Here is a 12,701-nt window from a genome sequence, read left to right as displayed (position 1 = left end):
ATAGCTTTTATCATGGTTTTATTATACCATAGGGGGCGTTAATTTGTTCTTTCTAATAATTGTGAGTAATTTCAAAAGGTTAGACTCATGCGTTTCCTTGCTGTTCCCCTCCTTCTTTTTGGAACCCTCCTTGTTTTCGCCCAGAATCCGGTTCATGCTGAGCCCAAGCCGTGGGTGTGGGGCTGGTGGCCGAGCCACTGGAAGAATCTGGATTTTAAACCGTATCTGGGCAACCAGCAGATTTCGCAGCGTTCGCTGTGGGACGATGACCAGTGGACGCCCGAAGCCTGGATCAAGGATGCCGGAGACGCCAAACGGATCATGCGCGATTTCTATGCTTATGACATTGTCTCCGACCAGTATATCGGTGACGAGGATATTCCGGTGCTTGAGGTGGGCGAAACCTATATGCGCTTATCGGGGTTGGACCGCCGCCGGGTTTTGCAGTTCGTGGATCATGTGTTCGGCATCACCAAGGGTGAAGAGGACGGCATGTTCTATGTCTATTACCGGGAACTTGATGACGACCCGCTGGGCGTTTATAACAAGTACGGACTTCAGCAATACTGACGTTCCTGCTCGGCTTTCATCGGCTTAGAACCGTGCGGGTTCCAGGGATTTGGTGATATGCGCGAAACAAGATCAGCCCTAACATCAGGGTCGGCGCAGCAGGCCTGCACAAGAGGATGGGACTGCGTCAGGAATGGACGTTTTGATGACGCGGAGGCTTTGTTCCGCAAATCTCTCTCTCTGAGCGAAAATCCCGAGGCCTATCATGGTCTGGGCGTTGTTCTCAATATGCAGGAGTTTACGAACGAGGCGATTGCGAGCCTTAAAAAGGCCATCGCCGTAAACCCTTATTTTGCCCCGTCTTATGGTGTCCTCGGGGATATTTATCTCTCGCTCGGTCACGGGATGCAGGCGATCGAGCAATTCGCGCAGGGCGTGGCGGCCGATCCCTCATCGGATGTTTACAAGCACCGCCTGATCCAGATCATGCGAACGCTGACGTTCAAGAAGATCAACGAGAATCTCAAGGGTGTTTTGCTGGCCTGTCTTGAGACGCCGGGGCTGGACCTTGTCGATATGGGGCGGTGCTGGCTGAGCATCATTGAATCCGACGAGAATTTTTCGACGGCGTACAAGCTTTCCCGGCACAAGGATTATGCGGCCTTTCGGGCGGCGTTCGACCGGATGGGATCCACTGAGGTCTTTCAGGATGCGTTCTTTCTGACCGGGCTGGGGCTGTTTATCGTTCCCGATGCCGGGTTCGAGCGCTGGGCGATGCATCTGCGGCGCGTGTTGCTGGAGAGCGTGACCGGGCGCAATCCGTTCGATGAGCAGACGCGGGAGTTTCTGGCCTGTGCGCTGTCGCGCTATTGCTTTCTCACGGATTATATTTTCGAGGAGACAGAGGAGGAACAGACCCTGGTCGCCGCGTTGAAAAAGACAATAGAGAAGCAGGCGGCTGAGGAGATTGAATTGGTGGAGCTTGCGATACTCGGGTGTTATGTGCCCCTGTATCACCTTAAAAAGGCCCGGAAGATTGCCGAGATTTTACCCGGTGGGGATCATGTCTCGCAGATTCCCAAGGGGCAGATTGACGATTTTTTTACCATGGAGAAAATCCGCAAGGATATTTTTGAACTGACACTCATAGAGAATCATACGTCCATGGCGGTTCAAGTGCAGTATGAAGAGTTTCCCTATCCACGAAGGAGCTATTTGTCCAAGGTCATCCGCGACGAAAGCGTGGAAGGGGTTTTTACAGGCAAGTCGGCGAAGATTCTGGTGGCCGGATGCGGGACAGGGCGCGAGGCGCTGGAGTTGGCCTGCGTGTTTCCCGATGCCGAGGTTCTGGCGGTCGATCTCAGCAAGGCCAGTCTGGCCTATGGGATTATGCAGGCGGAGGCGTTCGGGATTCCCAACGTCACCTTCCAGCACGGCGATATCCTTGAGCTTGGACTGCTCGAGGAGCGGTTCGATTACATTGCCTGTTCGGGCGTGCTGCATCATCTTAAGGAGCCTCTGGATGGGTGGCGGGTTTTGACGGGTCTTCTGAAGCCGGATGGACTCATGCGGATTGCGCTTTACAGCCGATTGGCGCGCAAGGCGGTGAACGAGGCGCGGGCGCAGATTTTGGCCAAAGGAATCGGGAATGACGCCGTCTCGATCCGCGAGTTCCGGCGCGACGCCAATAAGCACCTGAAATTTTCCACTCTTAAAACGCTTGCGGAGATTCCCGATTATTACACAATGCCGGAGTGCCGCGACCTGTTGTTCCATGTGCAGGAGCATCAGTTCGATCTGGATCAGGTGCATGATTGTCTTGAGACGCTTGGGCTGGCGTTCATCAAATTCTATATCCAGCAGAGCGTTATTGACAACTATGTGAAGGCCTTTCCCGACGATCCGCAGGCGACGAACCTCAAAAACTGGGCGAAGTGGGAGGTCCGAAAGCCGGAGACCTTTGCCGGGATGTACAGATTCTGGTGCCGGAAGTCTGATTAGTCTTCCTCGCAGCTTATCTTTGTGACGGTTCGTCGTTGTTGCCTATATCTATTTGGTTTTGCTGCGGGGTTCCGATGTTCAGGATTGCTCTTTTCAGCGCGTTTATAGCATTAGAGGTTCCTGCCCATGCTGCGCCCGCGATGCCTCCTGCGATGCCGAAAATGATGTGGAGCGCGGCGTCCTCGGGGAGGTTGTAAGCGAGAAAGGGAATCGTTACCCCCAGAGCTCCCATGATGTTTCCTGCGACTTGTCCTCCTGTTGCTAAAGAATCTATCGTGGTCAGGATGACCAGAGTGCCTACTCCGGCCGCCGGTTTTGTTACGTTGTTCCACCATGTTCTGCGGGAGGAGGCGCCGGAGTTTGGGTCGCCTGCCTTGTTGTCTCCTGTTATCAGGATAGGGTCAGCATCTTGTGCCTCCTGTCGGCTGACGGACAGGCTGGAGGGGGCAGAGGCCTTCACGAATTCAAGCGCGTGGGCGCGGCGTATTCCGTTGTGAATGATCCGTCCGACCAAGACTCCCGCCAGTCCGGCCCAGAGCGTATCGGGATTGATTCCACCGTGCATGATCAAGGCTGTGGCGGAGCCTGCGGTTCCCAAAGCCAATGCTGCAGGGTTCAAGCGCACCTGCCGATAGGCGAAATCACCGATGTCCTGTCTTAGTGCCCTTATTTCCTCTGACTCCATGGTTCCGAGTTTTGCTGCGGCCAGAACAGAAGAGGCAAAAATCAGAGTATGCACAACCACGTTTTCAACTGTGTTCAGAGCGTAAATGAATTCGGCCGTGCTGTGTGCGGACTGGTTAAAGGCGCTTAGAAACGGGGAGTCAGGGATCAGACGCTGTGCGATGTCTGTCGCGGGATCCCTGATGAGCATTTCCAGGCGACTGTTGACGAAATTATAGCTTCTCTCCAGATTATTTTGGGCCTCTTCGGCCAATGTTTTCAGCTTGCTGCAATGTGCAGGGAACATACCCGCCATATCAAGGGTTTGCTTTACAAAATCTGCTGTGTTCTGACCCATGAGCTGGCTGAGGTGGTCGTGGCAGCTGGGCTGGAAATCCATATTCAGGAAGGCCTGATCGGTTTCGAGCGTTGCCGCCGGATTGTCCATGGAATCGAGACTGAAATTGGTCATGGTCGTTGCGGCGGGGTCGATATAGATTGTCGCCGAATTACCCAGCCGTGCCCGCATGAACGCCAGCGTGCCCAGAGAGGCGGCGAGAAGGCCGGAGAAGGCGATGGGGTGGTCTTTGGCGTCGTGTGCGATATGGAGGGCTGTGCGTCTGACTGCGTTGAGCAAAGAAGATACGGGACGGAACGGCTTTGTTGCCGTCTGGCGTTCGACCATGTCGAGAATTTTTTTCTGTTCGTTAGTAAGGCCTTCGCGGGTGGGAAGGGGGCGCCCCTGTGTCCTTGCTTCCAGGTCGAGGCGGAGTTGCTGCAAATTTTTCAATAATGCGGGCGCGTCGGGTTCTTGCTTTTCTGTGCTATTAGCAACAGCCAAGGCCTCCAGGCGCACCAACTCGATCATGAATTTAAGAAGGCGGGGATCAATCGGTGTTTCTTTGGCCGTGTGTTCCCTGATTTCCGCAGCATAGGACCGTGCAGCATTTTCATGCCGACGGGTTCTGTAATGCCTGGACCAGAGATGCGCGAAGGTTTCGCTTTCGAGAATGCCGATAACGGCCTCTTCCTGCTGATGCGCGTTCATTCCAGGTCCATCGCGGCGCGGCATTGATCGCGGGCCTGAATCAGTGTGCAGGAGGTCTTGCCCTGCCAGCCTGGTCCGTAGATCGCGTCTGCGTTTCTTCCTAGGCGGGAATCGACCGCGCCCGCCTGCGCCACACAGTCATGATGGACGCGGGCGAAGTGGATCAAGGATTGGTAGAGGGCGATGGAGAGGGCGTTTTTTTGCTCGCGCTCTCCGGCGGGCATATTATCGGTGACCGAGCAGATTTTCTGGCCGTTGGAGTCGACCTGCTGCGCGAAGGCGCAGCTTGCCCAGAGTTCTGTCGGGCGCTGCGGAAAGCGTACAAGAGTGCCGCAATCCACCGTTCGCGTTCTTTGCCCGCCCATCAGGGTCACCGAGGGGGGATGCTGCACGGTTATCTGCGGGTCAGCAGAGGCCGAGGCCGCCGTCAAAACCCAGCCCGCTACGGCTGCTTTAAATGCCATATTCCAGTTTTTATGCATCAGGGACTCCAAGTATCTGTTTCGTTTGCGGGGCGTTAATGATAATGAGAGTTATTATTAACTTGACCTCTCTGGTGCTTATTGATAATGATTCTTACTATCATTTACAAGAGCAAAGTTTGAGGCCTTTCATGTTTTCCGATACCGCCGACGAAGATTCCTTCACGCAAGCCAAGCCGGTGAAGGGGTTGTTGACCCGCGTCTTTACCAAGGCGGTGGAGATTGCGACGATTGGCCTTGTGGCTGCTGTGGCGTGGCAGGTTTTTCTCGATCCGATCTTTTTTCCGATTTTTCATGATCCGACGAATATGGTCGCGCAGTCGTGGGTGGCGTTCATCCGTGATTCTTTCGGGTGGATCGCCGATGTGGTCGGGTTTACGGGCGATGGCGGTCTGATGCAGACGGACTTTATGCAGGGGGTGCTGGCGCCGTATCAAGCCAATCTTGCGATGCCAACGCCGATGGATATTGGAACCGCGATGCCTGATGGATTGTCGATGAGCGATCTTTAGGCTTCTTTTATTTGCCGCTTTTTGTGTTCGCGGTAGAGGATGAAGATGTTGCTGGCGATGATGATGGTCGCGCCGAGATAGACGTGGGGCTTGGGGATTTTGTCCCAGAACAGGTAATCGAAAATCATCGCCCAGATAATCATGGTGTAGGAGATGGGGGAGACGAGCGCGGCCTCGCCGAGCCGGAAGCTTTGGGATTTGGCGAGAAGGGAGAGAAGGCCCGTGGCGCCGAGGCCAATGATGAGCAGGGCGCTGTCGGTGGAGAAGCCGCCGTCCTTCACTTCGGCGAAGGGCCAGTGCATTCCGCAGGCGATCGTGCCGAAGAGGACGAAGTAAAATGTCGTGGTGGTCGATCCCTCCGTCCGGCCGATCCAGCGCAGGCAGATATCGACCATCCCCGACGACAGACCCCAGCCGAGGCCTACAAGAATTCCCAACAGGGGCAACTGGTCGGCGGGTTCGGAGGGGTTGGCCATGATCAGGACGCCGGTAAAGCCGATGGCGACGGCGCTGAGGCGGTAGATTCCCACCCGTTCGCCCAGAACGGGATAGGAGAGCAGGACCACGAAGAGCGGCGAGGTGAAGAGCAGGATCGTGGTTTCGGCCAGCGGCATCATGCCCAGTGCCTGTGCGCCCAGAATGATTCCTATTGTGCCGATGAAGCTGCGTATCAGGTGGGCCCATGGGCGTTCGGTTTCGAGAATGTAAAGTTTTCTTGCGAAGAAGAGCCAGAGCATCAGGGCGATGAGCGAGAAGACGTTGCGGAAGAAAGTGACCTCGAAGGGGCCGAAATATTCGCGCAGCATTTTTGCGAACAGGCTCATCGCCGAGAGCATCAGCGCGTTGAAGAGCGCGTAGGCGATGGCCGCCATCAGGTGATCTTTTTTTGCTGCGGCCACTTTACGGGATCTCGCTCTTGAGATGGGAGGTTTTCTGGCGGTTCACGTGTTCGCGGTAGAGGATGTAGAGCTGGGCGGCGATGATGATGGACGCGCCGGTAAAGATCGAGCCACCCGGTGGATTGTTCCAGATCATGCTGTCCATCAGCGTGCTCCAGAGCAGGGAGGTGTAGGCGAAAGGCGTGATAACGGCGGCGGGGGCGTATTTATAGGCGTTGGTCAGGCAGAGCTGCGCGAAGCCGCCCGAGGCGCCGACGAGAAGGAAGAGCCACGCTTCGTCCCATGCGATTCCCTTGGCGAACCATGGCATACACAGACCGGGCAGGATCATTCCGGCCAGCACGAAGTAAAAAGTCACGGTGATGGCGGATTCAGCCTTGAGGTGGCGGAGCATCGTATACATCGAGGCGTGGAGGGTTGCCGCAAAAAGGGCGAGAAGGAGGCCGATGGCGCTGATCTGGCTGCTGGGCGCGGCGATGACCAGAACGCCGCTCATGCCCACAATGATCGCGGCCCAGCGGTGGGCGCCGACGCGTTCCTTGAGGAAAATATAGGCGAAGGCCGGGGTCAGCAGGGTGGACATATAGAGCAGGACCGTGGCATTCGAGAGCGGAAGCAGGGATTGTGCGCCGAAGGTCACGATGAGGCTTAAGGAGCCAACGATGGCACGGATTGCGATGGTTTTCGGTCTTTTGGTCTTGAGCAGGTCGAGCCGTTTGCTTAGTACCAGAAGGGCAAAGAAGGGAATGACGACAAAGAGGTTGCGGAAGAAGGCGACTTCGACGACGTGGTGGGTCTGGGAAAGATATTTCGCCGTTGCTCCCATGACGACAAAGAGAAAATGTGCGCCGAGGGCGTAGAGAACCGCCGGAAGGAGCCGGTCTGTCCATTCTTCTTTTTCGGCGAGGGTTGTCATGCCACAAAACGCTTTTGCAGAGCCTTTACGGTCTCAGGCGGGTTCCGACTTTAAGGTTTTACGGGCGGTTGTAAAGGTGCTCTCTGTCGTCTGACCTAAGGAAAATGTAATGCGCCGCAATAAAAAAGCCCTTCATTAAGAAAGGCTTTTTTTGAACCTCTGCTATTAAGGCTAGGCTAGTCTTTAACCAGCTTGTTCTTGCCGATCCAGGGCATCATGTCGCGGAGTTCCTTGCCGACCTTTTCGATGTCGTGCTTGGCTTCGGAGGCGCGGAGTTCCTTCAAGCGGTTGATGCCTTCCTTGTTGCCGCCCATGAATTCCTCGACAAATTTGCCGGACTGGATTTCCTGAAGGATTTTTTTCATTTCCTTCTTGGTTTCCGCCGTAATGATGCGCGGGCCGCGGGTGTAATCGCCAAATTCGGCGGTGTTGGAAATGGAGTAGCGCATATTGGCCAAGCCGGCTTCGTAGATCAGGTCCACGATCAGTTTGGTTTCGTGGAGACATTCGAAGTAGGCCATTTCGGGAGGGTAGCCCGCCTCAACCAGTGTTTCGTATCCGGCCTTGATCAGGGCGGAGATGCCGCCGCAGAGAACCGCCTGCTCCCCGAACAGGTCGGTTTCGCATTCGTCCTTGAAGGTGGTTTCGATGATGCCGGAGCGGCCACCGCCGACCGCCGAAGCGTAGGAGAGGGCGAGGTCTTTCGCCTTGCCCGAGGCGTTCTGCGCGATGGCAATGAGGCAGGGGACGCCGCCGCCCTTCTGGTATTCGCCGCGCACAGTGTGGCCCGGACCCTTGGGCGCGACCATGAAGACGTCGAGGTCGGCGCGGGGCTTGATGAGGCCGAAATGGATGTTGAGGCCGTGGGCGAACGCCAGGGCCGCGCCCTTTTTGATGTTGGGTTCGATTTCTTCGCGGTACAGGTCGGCCTGCAGTTCGTCGGGGACGAGGATCATGACGATATCCGCATCCTTGACCGCTTCGGCAGGAGTCTGGACCGTGAATCCGGCCTTTTTTGCCTTCTCGGCAGTGGCGGAGCCTTCGCGCAGGGCGATGGTGACATTCTTGACGCCGCTGTCCTTCATGTTCTGGGCGTGGGCGTGGCCCTGGGAGCCGTAGCCGACGACCACGACGTTCTTGCCCTTGACCAGTGCCTGATCGCAGTCCTTGTCGTAATAGACTTTCAGTTTATTCTGGGCGCCTTGCGCCGTGTTTTGTGCGAGGTTGCTTTGTGCCATGACGAATCCTTTTTCGCTCGATTTATTTCTTGTGCTGCAAGAACAGGCATAAAACAGGTTTTTGGGGCAAGAATCAAGAGAAACAAGCGTTTTATGGGGTTTTGCGCTGCGCCATTTTTCCCGCAGGCGCAAGAATCTTTCCTTCTTTCCGGCCTCATTCCGCCGCAATTTTTACGTAGACTGTAGGCTTGGCGGAGTGTTTTTTTGGGTTCCGCCGTTGGTGAGCAGGCGAGTCTCTTTTATTAACCTTGCAAAAAGAAAGAGCACCGCTATGAGATTTTTTTCCAAAGACGAATGGGGAAACGGCCTTCTGGGCTGCTTCGAGATTTTCCTTTTTATGCCGCAAGGGTTGCAGAGGTTTGAGGGGTCTGCGTCCGCCGCCGTTAAATCCTTCCTGATTCCGCTGGTGTTATCGCCGGTCCTGCTGGCCTTGCTGGCGGCGTTTTCAAGCGGGTTTTCGTTCACGTATCTTATGACCCTGCATTCCGTGCGGGTGCTTATCACCTCGCTTTTGTTTCTCGGGGTGGTTTACCTGATGATCCGGCAATACGGGCGGGAGGAGCATTTCATGCGGTTTGTCACGGTGAATAACTGGATGACAATTCCCTCCACCATCCTGCTGCTGCCCGTGGTGGCGTGTCTTATGATGGGCATGGACCGCGCGGCCTATGAGAATTATGCGCTGTTCATCACGCTGGCCGGGTATGTCTATACCGGGTTTATCATTTCCAAGAGCTTCAAGCTGCCGTGGGAGATGGGCGCGTTTATCGCCATCATGGGGCTGGCGATCGACCAGCACGCGCTGGATCTGACGCGGCATTTGCATCAGTTTGTGGGTTAGAGTATGTCCTCAATCGCGGTCTTTTGGCCTGCAAATGCCGTTTTTCTGCGCTTCCGCTTCTCAAATACCCATAAGTATTCTGCGATGCGGTTCTCGAAAAACGCCATTTTCGGCTCAAAATACGGCGATTGAGTCCGCGCCCTAAATTACAGAGAGTTTCTAAAGGTCGGCGAAGACACTACGCGCCGATGACGTCCTTGCCGCGGGAGATGGCGGCGACGCCCGTGCGGCTTACGTCGGCCAGACCCAGGGGGCGCATCAGTTCGATGAAGGCGTTGATCTTGTCGGCAGCCCCGGTGAGTTCGAAGACGAAGGATTCGAGGGTGCTGTCCACGGCTCTTGCGCGGAAGATGTCTCCTATTCGCAACGCTTCGATTCGTTTTTCCCCCTTACAGACGACCTTGACCAGCGCGAGTTCGCGGGAGACGAAAGGTGTTTCAATCGTGAGATCGGAGACCTTGAGAACCGGAACGAGTCGCCCCAGTTGGGATTTGATCTGTTCAATGACGTGGGGCGTTCCCTTGCAGACAATCGTAATGCGGGAAAGATGCGCCGCGTGATCCGTTTCCGCGACGGTGAGGCTTTCGATATTATAGCCGCGGCCGGAAAACAGGCCGATGACACGGGCGAGGACGCCAGGTTCGTTATTCACCAGAATCGAAAGCGTGTGCGATTCTACGGCTGCCTCCTTCGGGCCGGGTCCGTAGACGCTCTTGCTGCTCTTATCTTTGCGCTGGGTGCTGTTTTTTGCCATGGGCCAGATTTAGCAGAATCAGGCCGTCATTGAAAGGGCCAATTCGGGCTTAAGGCTTGTTTTTCCTACGTTTCGAGGGGCGATTTGCAATGGCCATATTTTTGACGTAAAGTGCGCCCTCTGGATTTTCACGGAGCGTTCTGTTTGCAAAGTGTAGAGACTAATGCCGCTGACGAGGCGGGGCACGATCCCGCTGCTGCGGCCAAAGAAAAAAGGGAGTTCAGGCTCCTTGTGCTGGGGTGTATCGGGGTCGTTTACGGCGATATCGGGACCAGCCCGCTTTATGCGTTCCGCGAGGCCTCCAAGCTGGCGGTTGTCGATGGGCATTTGAATCCCAGCGATATTTACGGGCTGCTCTCGCTCATTATCTGGGCGCTCATCCTTATTGTCACGGTCAAGTATGTCCTTACGCTCCTGAAGGTGGATAACCACGGGGAGGGGGGCATCCTTTCGCTGATGGCTCTGGCGAAAAAATCCGAGGGGATCTGGCGTTCGTTGATTTTTTCTGCCGGGTTGATCGGGGCGGGGTTGTTCTTCGGCGATGCCTGTATCACTCCGGCGATCTCGGTCATGTCGGCCGTCGAGGGGTTGAAGGTCATCAACCCGCATTTCGAGTCCTATGTTCTGCCCATCGTCGTCGTGATCCTGCTGGGGTTGTGTTATGCGCAGAAATACGGGACGGAGGCGGTTTCCAAATATTTTGGGCCGATTACGGCCGTCTGGTTCGCCACGATGGCGCTGATGGGGCTTTACTGGATTTTCCATGCGCCTTCGGTGCTGTTGTCGTTCATTCCCTTTTACGGGATCGAGTTTCTTCTGTCGCATCTTGATATCGGGTTTCTGGTGTTGGGCGCCGTGTTTCTGGCGGTGACCGGGGCGGAGGCGCTCTATACCGACCTGGGGCATTTCGGGCGCAAGCCGATTGCCTTTGCGTGGCTGCGGTTCGTTTTTCCCTGTCTTATCATGAATTACCTCGGGCAGGGGGCGATGGTTTTGTCGGAGGACCGGGTTCCCGAAAGCCCGTTTTTCGAGATGTTTCCCGCGTTTTTGTTGTTCCCGGTCGTTATATTGGCGACCATGGCCACGATCATCGCCAGTCAGGCGGTGATTACCGGCGCCTTTTCCATCGCCCGGCAGGCCGTTCAGATGGGATTGCTGCCGTGGCTTGAGATTCGGCATACCTCGGCGGATCACCGCGGGCAGATTTATATGCCGCAAATCAACCGCTGGCTGTTTTATATCATCATCCTGCTGTGCTTTATTTTCGGGAGTTCCGAGAAGATGGCTGCGGCTTACGGGATTGCGGTGACCGGCGATATGCTTATTACGACGATGCTTTCGTCTTATGTGCTGTGGAAGGTTCTGGGCAAGTCGAGCAAGCAGATTCTTCCTTACCTTTGCTTCTTTCTGTTCATCGAGGGGATGTTCTGGCTGTCGAATATCGTCAAGCTGTTTCAGGGTGGCTTCCTGCCGCTGATGATTGCCGGGTATGTCGTTCTGTCCATGGCGACGTGGGTGCGGGGGACGCGCTATCTGCGTAAGCGGGTGCGGCGGATGTCGTTCCAACTCACGGATTTGCTTGAGAATCTTGAGCGCAATCCGCCGATTACCGTGGAGGGGACGGCGGTGTTCCTGACCCGTGAGCCCTCGTATGCGCCGCTGGCGCTGATTAAGAACCTCAAGCACAACAAGGTTTTTCATAAGCATAATATCATCGTGGCGGTGATGTTCTCGCAGTTTCCCAAGGTGCCGGACGAGCAGCGGGTTACCGTGGTCCATGTGACTTCTTCGGTTACGAAAGTCTATGTGCATTATGGTTTTATGGAGAGCCCCGATATTCCGCGGGCGCTGGTTCTGGCGGTCAGCAAGGGCGCCATTATCGATTTCGAGGGGCTTTCGTATTTCGTGGGGCACCGGAGTCTGATCGCCGATCCGCGGCGGGGCTTGCCGGTCTGGCAGGAGCAGATTTTCATCAATATGGCCAAGGCCGCGGCGACGCCGACGGATTTTTACCGTCTGCCGTCCAACCGCGTGGTGGAAATCGGCATCCAGATGCCCATCTGATTCTGTCTTGAGCTAAAGTTATTTTTTCAGGCGGCCTGATCGTCTTCTGCGGATGCCGCCGGAATGTCCCACTGGGGCATTTTGATGTCGCCGGATTTGATTCCTTCAAGGAATTCATGCGGATCCTTGCGGTGGTTAATGGCCGCGTAGCGGAAAACGCTGGGGGGCAGTTCGGCGTATTTTTCGTCGGATTGCAGGGTTGCCGTCGTCTCCATGACCTCGTTGACGAAGCCGAGGGGGTTGCTGGGGTATTTGGCGGCGGCGAGGTTGATGAGGCCGATTCCGGCTTCGACGCGCAAGGATTCGAATTCAGCGTTTTCCTTGATGTCTGCAAAGGTGCTGCCCTGATAGAGGGTGAGGGGCGCGACATCCTTGTCGGTGCCGAAGGCCTTCATATTTCTCTGGAGTTCGATCAAAAGCTGGCGGGCAATGTGGGGGTAGGCGCCCTTGGGGATTTCGATCTTGTTGCGGTCGCACATGAGTTGGAACCGAACCATCAGGCCCGCGAGAGCCTCTTGCAGGGATGCTCTGTTAAATCCGCCGGATAAGGTTTTTTCGTTCCGGCCCATTATGGTGTGTCCGGTTTATTGTTCAAACTGTATTCCGACAGCGGCGCTTATTTGCTCTCTTGCTTCCGGCGCGATGCGGGCTTCGCCGCGCAAAAGAACGCCGCGATCCTGCTGGGCCGCCCGAACGCGGTCCATGAAGGCTGCGACATCGAAATTTTCTTCTGTTGGTGCCATTTTTTCCCGCATTCAGCAGTGGTTCAGGCT

At 55.6% G+C, this 12,701-nt stretch carries 13 protein-coding genes; 5 read left to right on the top strand and 8 right to left on the bottom strand.

Annotated elements, in window-relative coordinates; genetic code table 11:
* Positions 1-87: 87 nt before the first annotated feature.
* Complete coding sequence (locus IPN28_13435) at positions 88-570, top strand: hypothetical protein (GenBank protein QQS57218.1); 483 nt, start codon at positions 88-90, stop codon at positions 568-570.
* 57 nt (positions 571-627) lie between these two features.
* On the top strand, positions 628-2,511 hold the full coding sequence (locus IPN28_13430) for a methyltransferase domain-containing protein (GenBank protein ID QQS57217.1): 1,884 nt from the start codon (positions 628-630) through the stop codon (positions 2,509-2,511).
* A 13-nt stretch (positions 2,512-2,524) separates the two neighbouring features.
* Here IPN28_13430 and IPN28_13425 read toward each other — a convergent pair whose 3' ends face one another.
* Positions 2,525-4,222, bottom strand: coding sequence for a hypothetical protein (locus IPN28_13425; GenBank protein ID QQS57216.1), 1,698 nt, complete (start codon positions 4,220-4,222; stop codon positions 2,525-2,527).
* The gene (locus IPN28_13420; GenBank protein QQS57215.1) at positions 4,219-4,686 is read right to left on the bottom strand and encodes a hypothetical protein; all 468 of its coding nucleotides are present in this window, start codon (positions 4,684-4,686) and stop codon (positions 4,219-4,221) included. Before IPN28_13420 ends, IPN28_13425 begins: the two co-directional genes overlap by 4 nt.
* 149 nt (positions 4,687-4,835) lie before the next feature.
* On the opposite strand from IPN28_13420, the gene IPN28_13415 reads away from it, so the two are divergent.
* Entirely contained in the window at positions 4,836-5,216 is a 381-nt protein-coding gene (locus IPN28_13415; protein ID QQS57214.1) for a hypothetical protein, read from the top strand.
* Here the strand turns inward: IPN28_13415 and IPN28_13410 are convergent.
* The 3 genes from IPN28_13410 to ilvC all read right to left on the bottom strand — a co-directional run bounded on the left by IPN28_13410 (position 5,213) and on the right by ilvC (position 8,218).
* Entirely contained in the window at positions 5,213-6,115 is a 903-nt protein-coding gene (locus IPN28_13410) for a DMT family transporter (GenBank protein ID QQS57213.1), read from the bottom strand. The two genes, IPN28_13415 and IPN28_13410, sit on opposite strands and share 4 nt — an antisense overlap.
* A gap of 1 nt (position 6,116) precedes the next feature.
* Entirely contained in the window at positions 6,117-7,031 is a 915-nt protein-coding gene (locus IPN28_13405; protein QQS57212.1) for a DMT family transporter, read from the bottom strand.
* Positions 7,032-7,207: 176 nt separating this feature from the next.
* Entirely contained in the window at positions 7,208-8,218 is a 1,011-nt protein-coding gene (gene ilvC / locus IPN28_13400) for a ketol-acid reductoisomerase (GenBank protein QQS58641.1), read from the bottom strand.
* Between the two features lie 322 nt (positions 8,219-8,540).
* Here ilvC and IPN28_13395 point away from each other — a divergent pair, with 322 nt between their 5' ends.
* Positions 8,541-9,110 (top strand): hypothetical protein, encoded by a 570-nt coding sequence (locus IPN28_13395; protein ID QQS57211.1) that lies wholly within the window; start codon positions 8,541-8,543, stop codon positions 9,108-9,110.
* 178 nt (positions 9,111-9,288) lie between these two features.
* Here IPN28_13395 and ilvN read toward each other — a convergent pair whose 3' ends face one another.
* Entirely contained in the window at positions 9,289-9,864 is a 576-nt protein-coding gene (gene ilvN / locus IPN28_13390) for an acetolactate synthase small subunit (GenBank protein ID QQS57210.1), read from the bottom strand.
* A 144-nt stretch (positions 9,865-10,008) separates the two neighbouring features.
* Here ilvN and IPN28_13385 point away from each other — a divergent pair, with 144 nt between their 5' ends.
* Positions 10,009-11,928: a potassium transporter Kup gene (locus tag IPN28_13385; protein ID QQS57209.1), complete on the top strand. Its 1,920-nt coding sequence runs from the start codon at positions 10,009-10,011 to the stop codon at positions 11,926-11,928.
* 26 nt (positions 11,929-11,954) lie between these two features.
* Here IPN28_13385 and IPN28_13380 read toward each other — a convergent pair whose 3' ends face one another.
* Positions 11,955-12,497 carry a hypothetical protein gene (locus IPN28_13380; GenBank protein ID QQS57208.1) on the bottom strand — a complete coding sequence of 181 codons (543 nt, stop codon included), beginning with the start codon at positions 12,495-12,497 and terminating at the stop codon, positions 11,955-11,957.
* 15 nt (positions 12,498-12,512) lie between these two features.
* On the bottom strand, positions 12,513-12,671 hold the full coding sequence (locus IPN28_13375; GenBank protein QQS57207.1) for a hypothetical protein: 159 nt from the start codon (positions 12,669-12,671) through the stop codon (positions 12,513-12,515).
* Positions 12,672-12,701: the final 30 nt, after the last annotated feature.

Source organism: Alphaproteobacteria bacterium (assembly GCA_016699735.1).
Taxonomy (GTDB): domain Bacteria; phylum Pseudomonadota; class Alphaproteobacteria; order Micavibrionales; family Micavibrionaceae; genus JAGNKE01.
This window is presented reverse-complemented; position numbering and strand designations above follow the sequence as displayed.

Bases quoted from the DNA above. Each gene is read 5' to 3' on its own strand.
- IPN28_13435 (QQS57218.1), top strand. From the start codon at position 88: ATGCGTTTCCTTGCTGTTCCCCTCCTTCTTTTTGGAACCCTCCTTGTT.
- IPN28_13430 (QQS57217.1), top strand. From the start codon at position 628: ATGCGCGAAACAAGATCAGCCCTAACATCAGGGTCGGCGCAGCAGGCC.
- IPN28_13425 (QQS57216.1), bottom strand. From the start codon at position 4,222: ATGAACGCGCATCAGCAGGAAGAGGCCGTTATCGGCATTCTCGAAAGC.
- IPN28_13420 (QQS57215.1), bottom strand. From the start codon at position 4,686: ATGGCATTTAAAGCAGCCGTAGCGGGCTGGGTTTTGACGGCGGCCTCG.
- IPN28_13415 (QQS57214.1), top strand. From the start codon at position 4,836: ATGTTTTCCGATACCGCCGACGAAGATTCCTTCACGCAAGCCAAGCCG.
- IPN28_13405 (QQS57212.1), bottom strand. From the start codon at position 7,031: ATGACAACCCTCGCCGAAAAAGAAGAATGGACAGACCGGCTCCTTCCG.
- IPN28_13395 (QQS57211.1), top strand. From the start codon at position 8,541: ATGAGATTTTTTTCCAAAGACGAATGGGGAAACGGCCTTCTGGGCTGC.
- ilvN (QQS57210.1), bottom strand. From the start codon at position 9,864: ATGGCAAAAAACAGCACCCAGCGCAAAGATAAGAGCAGCAAGAGCGTC.
- IPN28_13380 (QQS57208.1), bottom strand. From the start codon at position 12,497: ATGGGCCGGAACGAAAAAACCTTATCCGGCGGATTTAACAGAGCATCC.
- IPN28_13375 (QQS57207.1), bottom strand. From the start codon at position 12,671: ATGGCACCAACAGAAGAAAATTTCGATGTCGCAGCCTTCATGGACCGC.